The organism is Prevotella sp. oral taxon 306 str. F0472, assembly GCF_000257925.1.
Lineage (GTDB): Bacteria > Bacteroidota > Bacteroidia > Bacteroidales > Bacteroidaceae > Prevotella > Prevotella vespertina.
Genome location: NZ_AJIN01000040.1, coordinates 1 through 21,123, shown reverse-complemented (window position 1 = coordinate 21,123; position 21,123 = coordinate 1). Strand labels below are relative to the sequence as shown.

Below are 21,123 nucleotides of genomic sequence, written 5' to 3'. Positions count from 1 at the left end.
GCCATCTAATTAATCGTATTTACCTACTGCGACTATCTTACCAATAGAATTGATACGTACTTTGACAATATCTTCTAAACCTTTTAAAGACTGTATTCGCTTGAACGTAGAGTTCTTCAACCTTAAATCATCATTCAACATAGTCTCTAAGTGATGCCTAAACCAATAATCTCTACCTGAAGCCTTCGATAACTTCTGAACTCTATATAGATTCGGGCTGATAATACAATAATTAGCTTCATCCAATAAATCTACTTCAGAAGGAATAAAACCTGTAGCTTCATTTGGGAAGACAAAGTATTCATTTTGCTTCATTGTAAATACAAAGTGCCATCCTTTATCGCAATTATACCTCCTATCGATAACAGGAACTCCTTGTGATTTACGTTCGGCAGCTTCAAAGAATGATACTGGATTATCTTGCAAATTACCTTTGTCATCTATATAAAAGGCAATATGATGGTTATTACTTGTTTGAACATAATCACCGAATACTGGTTTCCCATCACTTCCAATAACTGGCTTACCAGCCTTATCCTTTAATGTATGTAACGGAATAGCACTTAAGACTCCCTCAATACTAACTCGTTTCAAAGTTATTCGTTTTGCTTCATCCATATAAATAGGATTCTCATCCAAGTTGCTGAAAGCTTTTTGGGCATCTCCATTAAACTCTGCCAACCGAGCTTTCAGTTTTTCCCTTATACCTTTATCGATCACTTTGTCGATTTTAAGGTCAGGTGTAATCCGTTTACGAATAGGATGATACATTCCCCACTCTATTGTTTTAACCAAGACCGGAACTAACTTCGTCTGCTCAATATCTAGGTAAATCGGATTTTTATCTATTGAATTTCTCCCTGTAAAAGCTTCTTTAGCATCACCATTATAAGCATTCAGACGTTTCAGTAATGCTGCACGAATAGCGGGGCTGCATACCCTTTTTATTGTAGCTTCGTCTAATGCTGCTCCAACTTTCACCATCCTTACTAATGGACGTTTCTTTGTCCCATAGTATGTAGCGTTATGTAATTCTCCACGTGGCGTAAGCTGTACCTTTTTTATGATTCCATGCTTTGTCTTAATTTTATTGACGTTCTGTGTCATCACTTTTTTCTTCGCCTTAATAGATACCAAGACCGATTTTAGATGCCTTTTAGCTTCTGCACGGAATTCATTGATAGGCAAAGGAGCATTAAAGCGAAACTTACCTTCTTCACGATGCAGTTCCTTTACCTCTATACCATAAATACTGCTACTCTTATCACTGCGTGCATTGAGGTTGTTCAAATACTGAATATAAGATGGCTTCGTAAAAGCTATTGTCAATGCATCCATCGCATGATGGCGATGATCATTGCGTTTCGTCCAGTCTTTTATACGCTTAACTTTCCGACCATCTCTGTCTTCTATCACATCAGCTAAACCTAACTTCTGATACTTCTCAAAGTTAAGTTCTTTCATAACATCCACCAACTGCCAATCTTCGCGCAATCGATTGGTCACTGATCCCGTTGTTGGAGTAACAATCTTAACCAACTCGCTTAATATTTCATACGCTTTTTTTGCAATATATTGAGTATTCCGGAGGTCACGATCAATAAAACCAGAAGGTATATCTGCTTCCGTTTTCAGCAAATTATTATACTTCTTATTACTAATAGCCCCATCTTCTAGAAGGCGAAGAAGTTTCGTCTTATAAGTCTTAACACCTTGTTCTCCATACCTTTCAAGTATAAAATCAAAGGCCGTCTTATTACTTTTAGCTATATTTACATCACGTGCTTCGATTGTCTTATTTGAAAGTGAATCATCAAACAAACGAGCTTTCGGAATAATATGCTCAATATCAAAATCTTTTGAGAAGAGTTTATCTTTTGAAATATACGTGTCAGAGTATAAAGTCTTAAAGCCATTCGATTTAAGTTCTTCATATAACTTATATTTTATGATGTCATTCCTACTGAGATACGAAAGTGCAAATTCCTTCTCTAGTATTTCACGAATACGTTTATTCTCTGCATTACCTTGATTAATACTTCGTGTCATATTCTCTCGCTCTGCAGCTCCAATCTTCAGATCACGAGCTAATTCTATCCTTATTTCATCGGGCTTCCCATATTCTTCAATAACTGCATTGATGACATTAACCATCTGATTGAGGATCTTCTCAACAACAGGGTTATGTAAACTATTCTTTGGCAATAGTTCTAACTTCTCTTTATACACCTTTTGATTTAATTCTTCCTTTGTAAGCGACCGACGCGAATGTTTATATCCAGCCTCCTCACATGCTTGACTATAATCTTTCCCAGCTTGTAAATGTGGCAAAATATTACGCATTGCTTTCACACTGAGGTTTCCGTAGCTATCTTCAAAAATGACATCGGCAAGCACAGCTGCATATTCTTTTGGAAAGCCAAATGATGTTTCCAACTTTCTTAATAATGCATCATTACCTGTTCGAGAGTTATCACCTTCATAGGAATACAACAAATGCCAAAGCTGACACATTGGTTGTCTTTCCAACTCATGCCCCTTCAACGATGAATCAAAGCATAGTATGTCTGTATTGAAGGCTAAGTTCTTGAATATCATCTTAACATAATGGCGAATATCAGAGGCTTTTAGTTTTTTGAAATTACACTCTTCATGCCCTGACATCACGATAATTCGGTTATAACAATCATAGAGAACAGCTTGTGTTCTATTGCCTTCTAACTCTTTATAATTCAAATCCCATTGCTTACTCTTCTTGCCCAATACCTTCAGAGCCTCAGTCTTACTGAGTTTCTCCTTAACGCTTAGTTCCTCATATAAAAGGTTTCTCTCTTCCTCATACAATGGACGCTTGCTATTAGTCTCATGGTCTAGAAGTAGAATGTTATTTAGATTTTGCCAAATTCTAAACTCTTGGAACATAGGGGAAGACTTGGGAGCAATCTTTGGTCCTATTGTTATCTCTTTTTCTTTTCCATCAACTGTCACTTTCACCTTACGCTGTTCAAGTTCGCAAACAGCAATGAGATTCTTCTTACTCTTCAATGGCCGTTGATAAAAGATGATAATATCTCTGATTTCTTGCTTTAGTTCTGACGTCAATTCCTTATGGTAAGTTGCTTGCGTTTCCCAAATCTTCTCAAATTCATCTAAGTAATCTTGACGATAGAAAGGTTGATTCTTAATACTGATATGTGGATTTTCTTGCAGAGAAGCCCATAGGTATTGACCAATTGTCTGCTTGCTGAAATAGAGTTCTTTACTTCTATCACTAATAGCACCAAGTAGCCCACTTGTATTAGCAATCTGTCCTTTCAAGTCACTGATAACAAAGGCTAAAACATCTTTATCAACCTGTTGCTTCATCGCTTCAACCCTCCATTTCAAAGGTTGCAGCCTCCTATCTAGACCTTTTGTATCAGCTGAGTAAATACCATATTTACCAAGGAATAGCTTGCTTGTATTGCTCTTTGCCTTACCTTCTAACTGCTGTTTAAACTCGTCAGTAAGTATCTCTGGATAATACTTCTGCTGCTCGTTCCATATCTTCTCGAACTCTTCTATAAGATCAGAACGATAATATTCTGGCGTAAACTTCCTACCTGTATTGAGCAACTGAAGGGAGTATTCGGCAGGAGTCAAATGCTCTTCATAGAGTTTCTTAGCTATGGTCATACCATCAAAAAGCTTTCCTTCTTCTTTATCGTTTGCTTTTCGATTACTTTTATAGCCCCGTTTCTTATTCAACATAAATAAAACTCGAGCAAACTCATGCAGTGACACTTCCTCTACCGCTGCTTTTGCACGTAGCTTATAAGTTTCAAAAGTAGAAGATTTACCATCTTCACACATCGGTTCAGAACCTATCCAACCTTGTTTCTGTAAACAATCACGAAGATTCTCTCTGCGTAGCTTATATCTTTGAAGGTTTATTCTTGCAGCATGCACCTGCTGTCTATCAGCATTTGTTGTGATAGCTTTCCCCTTTTCAAAGTTCCCTTTTTCATCTACAGTCAATGGGATTACTCTCACACCAAGTCTTACGATAGAAGATTGTTCGTCTTTGTTTTCACTTTCATTCACTAAGGCCCAACCAATACTTGTAGTTCCTAAGTCTAATCCTAGTATTTTCTTCATGTTGAATTGATTATATGATAATTTGTGTAAAGGTACAAAAAAACAACAACAAAGTCAAAATTTCATTAAGAAAATTTGCTTATTATTTTTTTAATACATACCTTTGTAACGAACTAATTTTAAAGTATTCACAATAAGGATTATTCCGTTGTGAGAACATTAGGTTGCCTCGTCCTTCCATACGGGGCATTTTTTATTGTTTAAATATAATCCATCTAGCCACTATCCTAATGTATCATTAGGAACAATCAGTGATACCTCCAAACCCTATTCAATCATTTCATCTTCCGTTAAACACAAACGATTGTTACGTTCTAGAGGTATAACTAAACACAGATCCACGCACCTGAATACATAAACTAATGAACCTTCTCACATCTTATCGATTCTTTTTATCAATATAAAAACACCTAACTTAATTTTTAATTTAGTTGCTTTCACTGTTAATAATTCAGCTATATTGCTTATTATCAAATACCTATATTACGTATAAGCTATGACGGGAATGACCGCTAAAATTAAACTCTTCGCACTTTCATAACCTTTTCCTTATTCGGAAATACTCGTGTCCTAGCCACATTATCACACTCTTCTGACACTATAAAGAGTAAGTAAAAACCACTAAAATACCCCCAACTACACAACACTTCACACTCGATACTTATCATAATGAGGAACTTTAAATTAGAGAAAAACGCCTTATAAAGAACCTAACAATAAGACTTCATTCCCTTCAAAGAGCCTGTGAAAGGCTTTAACAATGAGCTATGAATAAGAAATAAGGAATTAATAATCTCTTTCCTGATAGCTAATTTCATTAATTATTCATATCTTTGCAGATGATAAGAGATGCGTATTTGAGAGAAGCAAACGCTACTTTGTCAATGATTCTATCTATCTGAAGAATGAGAAATAATAGTTCTAACCAATTTTCAAGACCTATGAGAAAAATCATTACTACCCTACTCCTCGCACTCTCCATGAGTGCTGTTGCGCAGGATTTCAACCATTACTTTGAAGATGCAACGCTCCGTTTAGATTACATCTTCGCAGGGAATGCCAAAGAGCAGACCATCGCTGTGGACGAACTATCACGTATCCCACATTGGTATGGCAAGCACGAACGACTAGCAGAAGTGCCCGTTGAAGGCAATGGACAGGTCATTGTGCGTGACCATCGTACAAAGAAAGTAATCTATCGAAACTCCTTTTCGACTCTATTCCAGGAGTGGCTCACTTATGATGAGGCACAGGGTAATAGCAAGAAATCGTTTGAGAACGTCTTTCTAGTACCTTATCCCAAAGATACAGCAGATGTAACTATCGAACTAAGGAACAATCGGCGCGAGGTTACTAACCGCATGACGCATATCGTTGTACCACAGGATATTCTCATCCGACACATCGGGGAGCGTAATATCACACCTTACGAGACTTTGCAACAGGCTGCTGATCCATCGCACTGCATACACATTGCATATATTGCGGAGGGTTACACTGAGGCTGAAATGCCTACATTTATAAAGGATTGTCGCATTGCGATGGAGGCTCTCTTCGCTCACGAACCTTTCAAATCGCTGCGTTCTCGATTCAATATTGTGGCTGTCAAGGCTCCATCCGTTGATAGTGGCACATCCGAACCATCAAAGGGTATATGGAAGAACACGGCTCTTCACTCTCATTTCGACACTTTCTACAGCGACAGATACCTCACTACACTCCATCTCAAAGACCTCCATGACTGGCTAGCTGGTACGCCTTACGAACATATCATCGTACTAGTAAACACAGAGAAATATGGTGGTGGCGGTATTCTGAACTCTTACAACCTCTCAATGGCACACCATCCTCAATTCAAACCAGTGGTTGTCCACGAGTTTGGACACTCTTTCGCAGGACTTGGTGATGAGTATGCTTATGCCAAAGAAGAGATTAATATGTATCCAAAGGACGTCGAGCCATGGGAACCGAACCTAACAACTCTGGTCGACTTCCACAATAAGTGGGAAGGAATGATCGATAAGAAGACACCATTACCGACGCCTGAACCAACCGACTTAGATAAGCCGAACGCACGCAGGGACAAGTGGAAAGTGGGTGCATACGAGCCTGCTGGCTATGCGCAACATGGTGTTTACCGCGCTTACCCAGACTGCCGTATGCGCACAAATGCCCATCCTGAGTTCTGTCCAGCATGCACCCAGGCTATCACTCAACTGATTAAGTTCTATACAGGAGAGTGAAGATTCAAGTCTTCCTGAAGTCTTTTAGTATTCTATCCTGCCCCATCCACGGGGCAGGAATACGTATTGTTGTCTAAAGACGATAGTTTTATTGGAATCAACGAGGGCGTCTCTTCGATGGCAAGAGAGCCTCTCTTCCTATTAACGAAACGCCCTTCTCTATTTGAGAAGGGCGTTTCCTTTAATTCAAGGGATAATACTTTAATATTCAAAACATAGTTTCCTCTATAAGAAAACACAACTAACTATACTGAAAACAATTATCTAATAAAAACTTGTTAAATAATTACTTCAAATAGAAATGAACCTTTCTACTCCCCTTCCCTCTCGGCAAGGGAAATAGATACGGAGCGTCCGCTCTATCTAAAATCTATGTTCTGCGGTCTCAAATGTACTGCAAGGTAGTCCCTTTTCATTCACAAGGTTCGCACGAGTAAACGGCTGCCAACCATAGCGAACACTAACAGGATGGGCTATTACTGACCCACACGACACACGCACCTGATAACCATTCTCTATCGTTGCTTGGGCTTCATGATAAATACCATCGGCACCCGCAAGCTCAAAGCCTATCAATCGGTTACCCGTGAAATGAAGTTCATTTGTATTTGAGAAAGTCAACAATAAGCCTCCATCAACGGATTCAACTCGCTCTATAACAGGTCCCTCTGACACAATATCATGTCCATAACTATGGTGCAAAACTTGCAAGGCGAGCCGTTCACCTACGGGTTTTTTATTGGTGTAATGCACATCAAGTGAATCTCCCAAATCGCTTGTCACCGTCATCCAAGTATGCTCCAACCCTAACGCCATACGCCGTTGTGAATCACGGAAACGCGGCCAGGAACGACGGTTCAGACTAGATAGTTGTACGAAATAAAAGGGCATCTTCTTCTGTTGAAAGAAGTTTCGCCAACTTTTCTCCAACAATGGGAAGAGGCGTTCATGCAGCTCGATGTTATGCGCATTGGACTCTCCTTGATACCACACAATACCTTTCAACGTATAACCCAACAAAGGTGTCATAGCTGTCTCGAACATATAAGCAGGCGCATAAGGGTGCTGTTGCAATGGATTCTTGCTATTGGTAATATTCTGCAAAGCACGTTCTCTTGCCCACTTCATACCGAAATCGCCATGATACCAGTCCCGCAAGATTGCAGGAAAGTCCTTTTCAAGGGTCGAACGATCTATCCATGACTCTGTGGTAGTGCCTCCTACGGCATTACAAATCACTCCTATAGGTACTTGCAGACTATCTGCTAAACTCTTAGCGAAGTGATATGCTACTGCAGAGAAGCCCGATAACGATTCAGCCGAGCAGTTACGCCATGGACCAACACGCATGAGTTGATGGCGATTAACCGAGTCGCATACCGCTTCCGACCAGCTCACAGCATTCGTAGGATAGCGTGTTGACATATTAAAGAGATGTATTAAGGGTTGTGAACCAGCCTCCGCAAGGTCTTGCTTACCACTTTGTACGGCGGAGATAGGCAACTCCATATTCGATTGTCCCGAACACAACCACACCTCTCCAACGTATATATCTTTCAACGTCAGCCGCTCTTTACCTGCTGCAACTATTGCTTTGTAAGGTCCTCCAGCCTTTCGAGCAGGGAAATTAACGCTCCATGTACCATCGTCTGCAGCTGTTGTGGATTGATTCTGACCATCGAAACTTACCTTAACAACCGTCTTTGCATTGGCAGAACCACGAAAGATAATCGGTTCGTTACGCTGCATTACCATCCCATCGGTATATAGTGGCGCAAGAGATAACCCTCCATAATTGCCTGTCATAGCCTTATATACAGTCTCAGCGATAATCTTTGCACCTTCAGCATTGGGGTGTAGCGCATCCGCAAAGAGGTCTGGACGATTGTGAAGAGGCGTATAGAGGTCTATTAATGGGAGGTTCTCAGCCGTTGCCACTTGCTTGATATGCTGTTGAATGAGGCTATGCCAGTCCCTAGTTCCGCTCTCGAAGCGAGGGTGACGTTCGAAGATTGGCGACATCAAGCACACCCATATCTGTGCTTTAGGGTTCACTTTGCGGAAGGAGTTGACGAGTTCTATATAGTTAGAATTGAACTCTTCGGCATATTCAGGCCAATTACGAGGGTCCGTGTCATTGAGTCCTAAATGGATAATAACCCTATCGGCTTTGAAAGCTAACGCTTCTTTGTATTCCTTCTGGTCGATATATGGACGGTGACCATGGCTTAGAAGTGTACTTCCAGAGTGCCCGAAATTACGCACATCATACTTATCTCCTAACATTCTCTGCAACTGCACAGGGTAACAATCAGCGTCCCTATTGGTCAAACCATACCCCCATGTAACACTATTACCCACACACGCCACCTTGATGCGTCCGTCAGCAAATGCCATCAGAACCATCAGGAACATCATTAATAATAAAGTAAGTCGTTTCATAATAGATTTATCTAAGCAGTCGAGACACCATCTCCACCACCTTATTATATCGTATAAATACATCGGCGAAATTACTTATTTTCTTACTAACTAGCAAGAGAATGCACCGCAAAATGGCTTTATATAGCCTAATTGAAGGCTTTGCTTACTAATTAACTCGTATTTCGTCAACATAAAACTAATGATTATCTTGGATGAAAGAAATAAGTCCTCTATCAAAAGCAACGCCCCGACTCTATTGAGTCAAGGCGTCTTCACAATTCGTTAATAATGCGTGATAAGTACAAAGTAGCCACTTAGTATTGGTTCCTAATAGGATCATTGTATTGTACTTGAAGCTCTTTTAGCTCCTTCTTCAATCGTTCTGTGAGTTTCTCCGTACCCTTTTGTCCATAGATGTTATGCAGTTGTGAAGGGTCCTTCTTGAGGTCATAAAGCTCCCAAGAGTCTATATCGTTATAGAAATGAATCAGTGTGTAACGCTTCGTCCGAATACCATAATGACGGCAGACAGAGTGCTCTGCAGGGTATTCATAGTAATGGTAATACAGCGATTTACGCCAGTTAGCAGGCTTCTTACCTTGTAACAAAGGTAAGAGCGAACGCCCTTGAATATCCGAAGGAACCTTTACACCAGCTGCTTCCAAGAATGTTGGTGCATAGTCAATGTTCTGTACCATCTCATCAACAACGCCTTGTTTCCCACCCGGACAATAGATTAGCAGTGGTGTACGGAACGACTCTTCATACATGAATCTCTTATCAAACCAACCATGTTCACCCATGTAGAAGCCTTGGTCGGAGGTGTAGACTATCATCGTATTATCTAATAGATTCTTCTCACGGAGATACTCAATTACACGTCCAACATTGCGATCTACCGACCGAATCACACGCATATAATCATGCATATAACGCTGGTACTTCCATTCAGCTAACGCCTTCCCCGATAGCTTATCAGCCTTAAACTTCTGTATAATGGGGTCGTAATGGCGATCCCATTGAGCCTTTTGAGAAGGCGTCATACGCTCATAGTTACGACGTCCCCACGCTTCCAACTCCTTGTCTGAATGTATCTCCTGCTCGTGATCCGCCATCTTATTATCATAGACAATGTCCATATCTTTGATAATACTCATCTTCTGTTTCTGCGCTGCCAGACGCCCTTCATAGTTATCATAGAACGTCTCGGGCAATGGATACTGCACATCATTAAAGAGGTCTAAGTCGCATGTATCAGGGTTCCAAACACGATGAGGAGCCTTGTTGTGCATTAGTAAGCAGAAAGGCTTGGAAGGGTCTCTTTTATTCTCCATCCAGTCTATTGCGAGGTCAGCAATGATGTTCGTCACATATCCCTGACGCTTTAGTGGCTTGCCATTACATAAGAAGTCGGGGTTGTAGTAGTCGCCTTGTCCAATGAGAATGTCCCAATAGTTGAAGCCAGTAGGCAGTGATGTGAGGTGCCACTTACCGATCATTGCGGTCTGATACCCTGCACTCTGTAAGAGCTTAGGAAAGGTTTGCTGTCCTCCATCAAACGTCTTGGTGTTATCTGTGAAACCATTTGCATGACTGTGCTTACCCGTTAACATACATGCTCGGGAGGGTCCGCTAAGGGAGTTAGCAACGAAACTCTCTTGGAATTTCACACCATGATTGGCAATCCAATCGATGTTTGGTGTATCAATGAAACGCTTGTCGTAGGCACTAATCGTTTGATAGGAATGGTCGTCACTCATGATATAAACGATGTTCATAGGCTTCTTCTGTGCCTGAGCAGGTAGGATGGCGCCCAATGCGAGGGTGCCTGTCACGCAGCATAGGATTTTAGTTTGCATAGGTAATAACTGACTTTTAGGTTTTAAAGGAGGGCTATTAGGATCATAATCAATGCGTCTAATCTCCTGTAATCACCCCCATTTAGGTTTGTCAACACAAATGTAATACTTTTTGAGAAGTCCTCCAAAGAAATGAGAAGATTTGTTGTTAAATAGGAAAGGGAGCCTCATCAAAACTCAACTACAGCCTCTGCCTCGTCCCATCTACAGCCTCTCCCCCGCCCCCTCTCCGAATGGAGAGGGGAGTGAAGACTACTATTTGCAAATAAAGGGGGCGTTTCTTTGATGCAAAGAAAGGCTCTTTTCAATACGAAGGAACGCCCTTCTCGATAGGAGAAGGGCGTTCCCTTGTTTCTAGTTCTGCTATTCCAGCTAACGAGGTACTACCTCGCTACACTGAAACTATATGACACGAGCATTCCAGCAAAGCCTTACTTCAAACCGAACTAATCATAATTTTGAATTGTGAACTTTGCATTTTAAATTAAAAGTGAGGCTCTTTCTTACACAAAAAAACTCCGCCCCTACATTCGCATGCAAGGGCGGAGTCAGGGTGAAAACACCCTTTTCTATATCATGATAGAATTTAAAGTTGCATTTATCTACGTGTTAACTTCGGATTAACATACACCTCTCCGATTCCACGGAAAGCACCCATAACGGGCTTCGTGTCGGTAAATCGGTTCCAACCATAGGATGAGAAGGTTTGTGCGGAAGCTAACTTCTGTGCCTCACGGAACACTAGATTACCATTGTTATCGAACGTGAGAAGGATGCTCTCCTTCGTTCCGTTGATGGCAGTCTCATGCTCCTTACTGAAGTCATCAGCTACGATTACACTGATAAGATACTCATATACGCCTGGAACAACTTCTTTCTTGCCAACAATCTTACCATTCATCATCTCAAAGCCTTTGCCTGGTGTGAAGCTAACCTCCCACTTGTATTGATTGTCAACGATGAAGTTTGCCTTGTTCGTACCCGCTGCCTCAATGCGAACAGACGATGTCTTCTCTGCTAAGTCACGACTTGGAAGGCGCATTTTAGCCGTTTGCACATAATCGCCAACCACATCGTTGAGCGAAGCCTGTACCACTTTCAATGAGTCAACAAGCCCTATTGCCTTGGCAGTAACCCACCCTACACGTGGACGCCCCGTCGTATTAGCTTCGACCTTGACGTTTATTTTCCCATTCGTATTGCCTACCTTAATCCAATCAGCCGTCCCACTATACTCAACGGGGACGTTAGAAGTGGCAATCAAAGAGCGTTCAACAGCCTCATCTCCTGCATAGATATCCTCGCCAGTAGGCAACCCGAAGGTCACACCCTCCTGTTGGATATTCAGTGTGATAGAGTCTCCTTGCTCATTCTTAACCACCAATAGCGTGTTACGCGATTGTGCACTCGTATTCGGTTGAGCTGTCAGTGATAGCTTCTCTGCCGTTTTCGTCACTGTAAGCCAAGCATCAAGTGCATAGGCACGAGCGGGTTCTTTACTCATTACAACCTCATGTGTCTCACCGAGAACACCAAAGTCTGTCTCTGCTTTCACCACCTTCAGCCCCGTTGCATACACTGGTAAATCATTGTCACTACTGCATGCTGCACCCAAGAAGACCGATGCGGCAGCTATGAAGATATAGATATATTTGTTCATAATCAGTATCAATTAATTTTCGTCATGTACTCTATTCCTGGCAGAGTAAACGCATAAGTGTAACTGCCATCAGGCTTCATAATAGGCGACAAGTCCTCTCCGTAGGCAACACCAAAGAATGAGTCGACTTTATGCCCAGTGATTTGTCCACTATCATCAGCCGTTGCGCGCTCCATATCTTCATCCCACGTGAAGAGTAAACTACCCTTACCTTCACCAAAGAGTTTACCTTCCTCCTTTGAACCAGGTACTAGAACGATACCTGCGGGATAGGTATATGTAGGGTCAGTAACAGGCTGTCCAGGCAATTCGAGTTTGCCAGTTGCAGGGTCATAAGTCATGAGTATCTCATATTCAACATTACCTATCTGTAACTTACCTTTTAGCGTGTTTGCCACCGTTCCCATGCTTAGTGTGAGTGTTATCTTACGTCTTATGCTTGTCTTCAGACGCCAAGTACCAATCCAGAAGTCTATGTCCTTATGATTCTTCGGCAGGTATTGCACAATGCGCAAATCGCCCTCTGTGAGCGTACGCGACTCTTCGTTCCATGTGAAGTTTTGATATTTCTTACCATTGAAGAACAATGGTTCGCGTAGCGAAATACCTGTTGGTGTGGTGCAATAAGGCATATCCAATGTCTTATCACCTATAGTCATTGTAAAGCGACGAGTCGATCCATCGATGTTGCACTGACCGAGTGAGTCGGTGCCAAGGAAGCAGTTGTAGGTATTGACATTCATACCATCTTTAACGGTGATAATGCCCATCATCATCTCTTCCCAACTAGCGTCTTTAGGCAAGCGAGTGAGTACCATCTCGTTTTTCCACTTCCTTCCACGCAAGTAAATACTATCGTTTGTAGCACGAAGAATGCTAAATTCATAGTCACCTTGCACTCCATCGGGGTTGCCCAACCATGGTTCTGCAAGGGGATGAATCACCTTATTATACTCATTGAAGGATAACATCGGACCTTGATCCTTGACTACCTCGTATCCAGAAGTAGCCTGTTCCTCGGGATCTTGCACGTCGCCCATAGCCGTTACATGCCCATTCTTGAACTTCAACAAGAGCGTGTAACCACCATAACTATAGTCCTTTCCAGCATAATAATGTAACATCCAACCACCTTCGGAGGACTCCAATAGCTGGGTGTAATCCGATACACTCTTGTCGATACGCTCGGCTGCTGGCTGGTCGAAGAGTGTCTTATCATCATGTAAACACGACTGCATAGACAGTCCCAACACGATGGTTAAGAATAGAAAACATAGTTTTTTCATTTTCTTCTTTCGTTTTATTTCTACGGTCTAAACTCTTTCCTGATAACAAGCTCATGGCTATTTTCAACTTTCAATAGCCTGCCCAAGAGGCGAAGAGCCTAACGGAAATGAGTTAGAACACAATTATTTGTTTTTTGTGATGAGGATTTCTGTATAAGAGAGAGCACGTTCCTCTATTTGAAGAGGGCGTTCCCTTGAAGTGAAGAGGGCGTCTCCTTGAGGTGAAGGGAGGCTCTCTTCCATGCGAGGGGAGGCTTTCTTTGGAATTAAAGAGGTTAAGGGAGTCAAGGAAGTGAGAGACAATAGCAAGATTGCTAAGGCTTTACGCTTTTACTTCTTACTCTTTTTACATTCCCAAGATTCCTCTTTTATCGCTCTTATTCCAGGCTTTCCAAGTTGAGCGTAGCTATCTTTGAACCACGACGAAGGATAGCGTTACGGAGCAAATCAATGTCTGCATCCCATGAATTACGCATATATTCACGCACCATCTTCAGCTTTCTATTGATGATACTCGTACCCTTTGGACCTGCAATCTGCAAGATTTTATTCCATTCCTGAGGTGTACTTGTAACGTAGATAGAGTACAGCTCGGCAATATCCTCTGCTGGATTCTCCATTGAATAAGGTGAGACGAAACCCTGTGAGTAGGCTTGTTTCTCAGGTACTGACGTCCAGTTACCACTGACATAATCGGCACGTGAGATGTCATCAAACGACTCGTCGTAAGGTTTCTTTTGGTTCAGAATATGCATAAACTCGTGGTGCATGGTGTGGAAATAGAACCCCGTCATACTGCCGTAGTCCTTTAATAGGTCGTCAGTAAGGGCGTTCACCTTACTTAATGTCACCTTGTAACCACCTTCCGCACTACCTACTACCTCCGTGCGATAGCGTGTGTAGCCAGGAATACCTACTGCAACAATAATGCGCGGAACGTTCTCTTTGACGAAATCCAAGCCCACTGTCTCGGCGTAAGCATCGAACCACATATACTTAGTGATGATAGCTAGCTTGGCAGTCTTTGCTGAATCGGCAGGTACGAAGTTGTAGGCTTTATCGGTTTCTTCCGTCTTCAAGCGGTATTGGAACTCGATGTTATAAGGCATAGTATAGTTCTTATACAGCCATTGATCGAACGTGTTTCGTTTCACCGCAGTGGTTGGAAAGATGGAATCACCGCCCAATTTGTCATCGTTACAAGCCGTGAGAACCATGGTTCCGCAGGCTATTACGATAGCAGCCAATAGAATATTTCTTTTCATAAATAAGTCTCCTTTTATTTATTACGTGGGTTAGGAGTAATGCCAGCAGTTATCACGTCTTGCGGTAACTGGATGGCTAAACGTGGGTCGCCAGCCTTCATCGTATCGGTGACAGCTGTGACATTCGATTGCACATCCACCTTACGTCTGTACATCGTAATGCCATATCGCTTCACATCTTGTAGGCGGAAACCTTCGTGAATGGTCACCAATCGACGCAGTTGCAATATACATTGTAAGAGGGGTTCTTGCGTTGTCTGCTCAATAGTGAACAATGGGTGTAGCTCCTTCTTAGGCGTTGGCTGTGAAGGAGTATAGTAAGCCAACGAATTGTAGAAGTCCTTTATCTGGTCAAGAGTGAGGCTCACTCTATGCTTTGAGAAGACTGCCAATTCGCTATTGATATCGGCTACTGCCTTGTCATATTGCCCTAAGAGAGCATAAGCCTCAGCACGTTCAAGGAGGGTGATATCGGTTGCGAAGACAGCAAACTCACCATAGGGAATACCTATTTCAGCCTGTGTATCGATGACCTTAGCCATGTATGGAATCTTACGCAAGGCGTATTTCGATATACCATTATTATAGGTAACGGTGTAGTTAAGGTCTGTTCCGCTGTTACCCCATGGTCCTGCAGCCTGCAAAGTCTCGTTCTTACTAATCAACTCTCCGTGTGCGTACTTGCTACCAGCAAGTATTGGAATACTGATAACACCCCACTGTGAAGGTGCAGGAAGCAGCATGATGTTGGCATTCTTACTAGCTTTTATGAAGTCATAAGGCTGCACGTTGCCACTAGGACCTAGTCTGTTCCACTCTGCCCAGTTGCGTAGTATGTCCTCAGGATGGTCTCCTAACACCTTATTCGCATACTCCACCGCCTTGTCGTATTGCTGTGCATAGAGATAGAAACGGGTTGCGAAAGCATAAGCAGCCTGCTTAGTAAAATGGAATTTAGGCTTATCATACTTTGTTCCAACGAGTTTCATGCCTTCCACTAAGTCGTTTTCTATATTCTTGTAAAGCTCTGCCAAGGTGCCACGCTCCATGAGTCTGCCCACGACACGTTCGGGTTGCTTAGGATAAGGCAAGCCCAAGTTGTTCTGTGCAGTGGTCTTGTCATAAGCCTGACAAAATACTGTTGACAACTGGAACATAGCAAAGGCACGACATAACAAAGCCTCACCCTTCTGCGCATCATAAGCCTCTTTGTCCTTCGCCTTATCAATGTGATCGAGCGTTTCATTGCATGTTGAGATAGCGGCGTAATGCGCTTCCCACAACTGATGGGGCGTCTCGGGATTGCTTACCTCATCAATGTCTTTCCATTGATAAGCCTGCTCTTGAAAGCGATCGAAGGCACTCCAAGTGCTGTGCAACTGCTCATCTGTATTGTCAGAGTACATCTCCAAGAGATAAGCAGGGTGTCCTTGCGGATAAGCACTGACGAGTAGTTGGCTCGATTCAGAGGGTGTCTTCAAGTCCATACGACTATCGGGATACTTGTCCAAGAAGTCGTTGCACGATGTAAAGGCAAGTGCAGCGGACGCAAGCGACAGGCACATTATATATTTATTGACGTTCATCTTCATAAGTTTTAAAGTCCAACTTTTACTGTAAGGGTGAATTGCTTTGGCATTGGTGACGCCACACCACCCACATTATAGAACTCTGGATCCTGCCCATTGAGTCTCTTGTCAGCATAAAGCAAGAAGAGATTAGTGGCTTGGAGTTTGAGAGAAAGGTTCTGAATAACGCTATTCTTGAACCATTGTGCAGGTAGGTTATAACCGAGGGAAATCTCCTTCATGCGAATAAAGTCGCCCTTTGCAATGCGTACATCACTATAATTATAAGCGTTGTAACCCATGCGCACATTCGTATTTGCCATATACTGGCTCTTTGACAATATACCTGGAACATTCGTAACAGCCTCATCGCCAGGTTTCATCCAGCGATTCTTGAAGTCGTTAGTCATAGAGACTAAGTCGTTATAACGGGCACGGAACTTAGGATCGAGGCGTACAACATTACCGAAAGCATAGGTAACGAAGACGTTAAGAGTGAAGCCTTTATAGGTGAAGAGGTTGCCAAGTGAACCCGTGTGAGGCGGGTCTGTCGGTCCTTCATACTTGAGGAAGTCGGTCTGGGTACGCTCTTGGAAGTTGATATCATCGGTTGTCACCTCTCCTTTCTCATTGCGTACCATAGGCATACCCTCGTCGCTTATGCCCACAAAAGGTATTGAGAACAATGCACGAGCAGGATAGCCGCGCTTAGCGAAGCCGTTTCCACTCACTAAACTCATTACGTTTCCTTGGTTAAAGAGCTTAGTAATCTTGGTCTTAGCATACGAATAGATGAAGTTCGTTGACCATGTGAAATACTTGTTCCTAACGCCTACTAACGATAGACTTAACTCAACACCATTAGAATTCATAGAGGCTACATTGGCAGCACGGATTATCTGTCCGCCTAGTCCGGCAGTAATCATTGGACCAATCTCATCGAAGTTCTTACGTGTATAATAGTCCAGTGTGATACCCAGACGATTATTCCACAATGATGCATCAAAGCCCAAGTTCAACTCGTTCTTCTTCTCGTATGTGAGGTTCGCATTGGCTAACTCGGTGATTTCGAGCTGTGGTTCTTGGTCTTCAGCGAATAGTCTAAAAGGATTAGAAGCCGTTATGATGGCGGTTGAATTGCTGTAAGAAGCATCTGGGGGAGTACCCGTAAGACTATAAGAAGCACGCAAGGTGAGTTTATTCAAGGGTGATAACTTATTGAACCAACTCTCTTCATGCACGTTCCAAGCGCCCGAAACGTTCCATGTAGGCATCCATCTTGCCTTCGTATCACGTCCCATTTGGTTAGAACCTTCATAACGTAAAGTTCCGTTGAAGACGTATTTTCCCATATAACTATATGTGGCATTGCTATAGAAAGCAACGCTACGTGAATTGGTTGGGACTATGGAATAATAGGTGTTACCAGCCTCAACCGCACGCTTAAAGTAGTCATAGACATAGAAAGGAACCATACCCGCATTGTAGCGCAAACCTACTCCTTCAGAGGCATTACGCTGTCTTTCAATGCTCTTAATCTCCATTCCTCCGAACAAGTTCACTATGTGTTTATCAGCGAAAGTGTGGTTATAATTAGCCGTAGCACGCAAGTCGTAATCACTCATTCGGTTGTCTCCCTTATGGTAAAGACCACCGTATGGCAACACTGTCTGCGGTAGTTTATTCGGATTGGATGGGTCTTTGTACAGGTACTTGTTGCCATCTCGGATGATACCATTGCCCATTGCACGATAAGCCAGTGCCTGGTTGGAATCGTCCTTAATGTTATGTTCCTGCGTAGATGCCATGTATTTGAATGCACCTAACAATGACAACTCAAGGTCACGGATAGGTTTATACTTCAATTCTAACTGGAATCTCGCATCAAGCGCATGCAAGTCTATGTAGTTATTGTCCAACTCATGGAAGATATTAAATGGTGCGTAGTTTGCCACGTAATACTCATTTGGATCCAAAACACGTGATGTGTTGCTCGCATAAGAGTATGGATTGATGTCGAAGTCACGCTTCACTTCACCGCCCACAACGTCTACATCCTGTCCAAGAGTTCCTGGCGCACGCTGCTTGCGATAAGCTGCTCCACCGATAAGGTTCAATGAGAGCTTATCAGTAAGGTGCTGCGTGAGGTTGACGTTGAGCGTATAACGATTCACACTACTCTGCTTGTACCATCCTGGGTCAAGTAGTGCGCTAAACGAAGCATAGTAGTTTGAATGCTGTGTACCGCCACTGAAGCTCACAGAATGGGTCTGCATGATGTTCGAAGAGAATAATTCTTTGAACCAGTTGGTGTTTCGGAACTCTGCTCGTTGTAGGTAACGATTGCGTGCTTCGGGCGTATTCTCCAATGCAAACTGCCCCGTTGTACGATCGTAATGATTAATGAGTTCGTACATTTTACCATATACACCATACTCACTACCATTGAGCACTTCCGAGAGATTCAGCCATCCCTTATCCGCCAACTCACGATAGATACCCATCTGCTCCTTCGAGTCTAAGATGTCGAAGTTGCTATAAGAAGGAACCAAACGGGAGGTGAACTCGCCCGTATAACTAATGTGTGATTGTCCTTGCTTACCCTTCTTTGTGGTCACAACAATGACTCCTGCCATCGCACGCGCACCATAGATAGAGGTAGCGGAACCATCCTTTAAGATCTGGAAGCTCTCTATATCGTCGGCATTCAAACCAGCGATTGCCGAAGAGATAAGCGTCTCGGGGTTACCAGAAGCGAGGTCGTCAGCACCCACATTAGCCGCATCTTCCATGATAACACCATCCACAACCCATAGCGGTTTACTACTTCCATAGATGGACGTAGCGCCACGAATGCGTATCTTAGGTGATGTACCAAAGGTGCCGCTAACATTCTGTACAGATACACCAGCTGCCTGTCCCTCAAGCGAACGACTAATGTCTGCCACACCATTGAGGCGTGCTTTGTCGGCATCCAACTTATCTGTCGCACCCGTGAAGAGGCGTCGGTCGGTGCGAGTAAGACCAGTCACAACAACTTCATTGAGGGTTGTTGCATTCGATTTCAGTACTACGTGCATGTCAGTGGTAGCCTTCAGTGTTTGCGACACCATACCGATGTACGCCACTGTCACTTGTGGGTTTGCAACGTCAGTAGTCAATGAGAACTTACCATCGACATCGGTGACTGTTGCCATCTTAGCCCCCACAACAGTGACTGTTGCACCGATAACTGGTTCGTTATCATCGGCTGCCACCACCGTACCCGTAATCTTGGTTTGTGAAAAAGCCATGCTGATACAAAGGAAGAGCATGCCTATACACAGGAGTAGCTTTTTGTTCATAAGTGTTTAATTAATGTATGTCTTATATTGTTTCCAACGTTGGTAATAGGTCGTTTACCATGCTATTTCCATAAAACCTTGTAGATTAATTCTTCTCTGACAAAGGGTCTTATACAAGACGTTTTGTGGCTTTTAGGCATCAAATAACACTAATCTATAACCTTTAGATGTTGTATTTAATGCTACAAAGGTAGGTTAATTTTCTAATATACAAGGCTTTTTTAGCATTTATTTGTTCCTTACAAGCGTAAAAGCTATGGGCAGTGTACACGAAACGGGATAATAATTTCAGTAAGCTATTACCCATATTCGGCGCACATTTCTTTTGGTTATCTCCCTTAAAATAGTAACTTTGCAACGATTAAGCACATACATGTGTTATAAATATCAGTTAACTAAATCTTGAACAATAATGGATAAATACAGTTGCTATATGCCCCAGTGCCCACGGCGTGAGAGTTGCACGCTTTGGCATATCGCCCAACAGGAGATAGCCGAGGAATACGTATTTCTAAGCGTGACAAATCCTCTACTCATTGAGCAAGCTGGCGGCTATTCGCAATGCCCGAAGTATTATGAATGGAAGTTGAGACGCTTTGCTCGTGGTATGCGTTGGCATTACGGAACGCTCACAGGCAATGCTGAGGCGGAGATTCATGAGCGGTTGAAGGACACTTTTGGCTTTACGCAGATAGGGCGAATGCGCCGTGGCGATGTGGTTATATCGCCTGATGAACAGGCACAAATACGTGAGATATTTGAAGAGGTAGCCCCTGGTACAGAACCAGAATTTATAGCTTTCGAGGAACATTATATTAAGCCTCCACGCCGCAAGTAAGGGCTGCGGTGTAATGTTCCCACGCTGGAACACGGATGTTCCCGCACTAGAACTTTCATGTTCCAACGCCGGAACATGAATATTCCGCCGCTGGAACATTGGCGTACCACCGCTGGGAACATTTCAATTCTAATGGATGGTTGACTTTTCCTGATTTGACTAGACACTTTTTTGTTATATTAGCTGAATAAGTAGACAGCCTTTTTGTAAGTCTACTGGAAAGCTAGACACAAGTTGAGAATCCATGCTGGAAAGCTAGACACTTGGTCTTTATTGGATACGCAGAGCTTGTGGCTTGGCTTGTGTGGCAAAACTGGATGCTCCTCGATGGAGCATTCAGTTTTATGCTTATTGACATACACCTTCATTAGCGATTTGTTGTCTGGCTTGGCAAAGATAGTGGATTGTTTCCATTCCTGCTATCCTTTTGTGGATAAACTTTATTCTTCCACATTCTTTTCTGTGTGCCTTGCTCGAAGTGGACGACCTGTGGAACCTT

At 42.8% G+C, this 21,123-nt stretch carries 10 protein-coding genes; 2 read left to right on the top strand and 8 right to left on the bottom strand.

Going from position 1 to position 21,123, the window contains the following annotated elements:
- Positions 1–9: 9 nt before the first annotated feature.
- Entirely contained in the window at positions 10–4,137 is a 4,128-nt protein-coding gene (cas9, locus tag HMPREF9969_RS06180) for a type II CRISPR RNA-guided endonuclease Cas9 (protein WP_009434997.1), read from the bottom strand.
- 941 nt (positions 4,138–5,078) lie between these two features.
- On the opposite strand from cas9, the gene HMPREF9969_RS06175 reads away from it, so the two are divergent.
- Complete coding sequence (locus HMPREF9969_RS06175) at positions 5,079–6,380, top strand: M64 family metallopeptidase (protein ID WP_009435064.1); 1,302 nt, start codon at positions 5,079–5,081, stop codon at positions 6,378–6,380.
- A 363-nt stretch (positions 6,381–6,743) separates the two neighbouring features.
- On the opposite strand, the gene HMPREF9969_RS06170 is transcribed toward HMPREF9969_RS06175, so the two are convergent.
- The 7 genes from HMPREF9969_RS06170 to HMPREF9969_RS06140 all read right to left on the bottom strand — a co-directional run bounded on the left by HMPREF9969_RS06170 (position 6,744) and on the right by HMPREF9969_RS06140 (position 19,786).
- Positions 6,744–8,822 (bottom strand): GDSL-type esterase/lipase family protein, encoded by a 2,079-nt coding sequence (locus tag HMPREF9969_RS06170; RefSeq protein ID WP_009435030.1) that lies wholly within the window; start codon positions 8,820–8,822, stop codon positions 6,744–6,746.
- 296 nt (positions 8,823–9,118) lie between these two features.
- Entirely contained in the window at positions 9,119–10,663 is a 1,545-nt protein-coding gene (locus HMPREF9969_RS06165) for a sulfatase (RefSeq protein ID WP_036895284.1), read from the bottom strand.
- Positions 10,664–11,261: 598 nt separating this feature from the next.
- The gene (locus HMPREF9969_RS06160; RefSeq protein ID WP_009435066.1) at positions 11,262–12,323 is read right to left on the bottom strand and encodes a BACON domain-containing protein; all 1,062 of its coding nucleotides are present in this window, start codon (positions 12,321–12,323) and stop codon (positions 11,262–11,264) included.
- Positions 12,324–12,331: 8 nt separating this feature from the next.
- Positions 12,332–13,609, bottom strand: coding sequence for a DUF4302 domain-containing protein (locus HMPREF9969_RS06155; protein WP_036895281.1), 1,278 nt, complete (start codon positions 13,607–13,609; stop codon positions 12,332–12,334).
- Positions 13,610–13,986: 377 nt separating this feature from the next.
- Positions 13,987–14,874: a putative zinc-binding metallopeptidase gene (locus tag HMPREF9969_RS06150; RefSeq protein ID WP_009435043.1), complete on the bottom strand. Its 888-nt coding sequence runs from the start codon at positions 14,872–14,874 to the stop codon at positions 13,987–13,989.
- A gap of 14 nt (positions 14,875–14,888) precedes the next feature.
- Positions 14,889–16,460, bottom strand: a complete 1,572-nt coding sequence (locus tag HMPREF9969_RS06145) for a RagB/SusD family nutrient uptake outer membrane protein (protein ID WP_009434982.1) — start codon at positions 16,458–16,460, stop codon at positions 14,889–14,891.
- A gap of 11 nt (positions 16,461–16,471) precedes the next feature.
- Positions 16,472–19,786: a SusC/RagA family TonB-linked outer membrane protein gene (locus tag HMPREF9969_RS06140; RefSeq protein WP_009435010.1), complete on the bottom strand. Its 3,315-nt coding sequence runs from the start codon at positions 19,784–19,786 to the stop codon at positions 16,472–16,474.
- Positions 19,787–20,198: 412 nt separating this feature from the next.
- On the opposite strand from HMPREF9969_RS06140, the gene HMPREF9969_RS06135 reads away from it, so the two are divergent.
- Positions 20,199–20,624 (top strand): DUF6078 family protein, encoded by a 426-nt coding sequence (locus HMPREF9969_RS06135; protein WP_036895278.1) that lies wholly within the window; start codon positions 20,199–20,201, stop codon positions 20,622–20,624.
- Positions 20,625–21,123 lie beyond the last annotated feature (499 nt).

Bases quoted from the DNA above. Each gene is read 5' to 3' on its own strand.
- HMPREF9969_RS06135 (WP_036895278.1), top strand. From the start codon at position 20,199: ATGGATAAATACAGTTGCTATATGCCCCAGTGCCCACGGCGTGAGAGT.
- HMPREF9969_RS06160 (WP_009435066.1), bottom strand. From the start codon at position 12,323: ATGAACAAATATATCTATATCTTCATAGCTGCCGCATCGGTCTTCTTG.
- HMPREF9969_RS06140 (WP_009435010.1), bottom strand. From the start codon at position 19,786: ATGAACAAAAAGCTACTCCTGTGTATAGGCATGCTCTTCCTTTGTATC.
- cas9 (WP_009434997.1), bottom strand. From the start codon at position 4,137: ATGAAGAAAATACTAGGATTAGACTTAGGAACTACAAGTATTGGTTGG.
- HMPREF9969_RS06165 (WP_036895284.1), bottom strand. From the start codon at position 10,663: ATGCAAACTAAAATCCTATGCTGCGTGACAGGCACCCTCGCATTGGGC.
- HMPREF9969_RS06175 (WP_009435064.1), top strand. From the start codon at position 5,079: ATGAGAAAAATCATTACTACCCTACTCCTCGCACTCTCCATGAGTGCT.
- HMPREF9969_RS06155 (WP_036895281.1), bottom strand. From the start codon at position 13,609: ATGAAAAAACTATGTTTTCTATTCTTAACCATCGTGTTGGGACTGTCT.
- HMPREF9969_RS06150 (WP_009435043.1), bottom strand. From the start codon at position 14,874: ATGAAAAGAAATATTCTATTGGCTGCTATCGTAATAGCCTGCGGAACC.
- HMPREF9969_RS06145 (WP_009434982.1), bottom strand. From the start codon at position 16,460: ATGAACGTCAATAAATATATAATGTGCCTGTCGCTTGCGTCCGCTGCA.
- HMPREF9969_RS06170 (WP_009435030.1), bottom strand. From the start codon at position 8,822: ATGAAACGACTTACTTTATTATTAATGATGTTCCTGATGGTTCTGATG.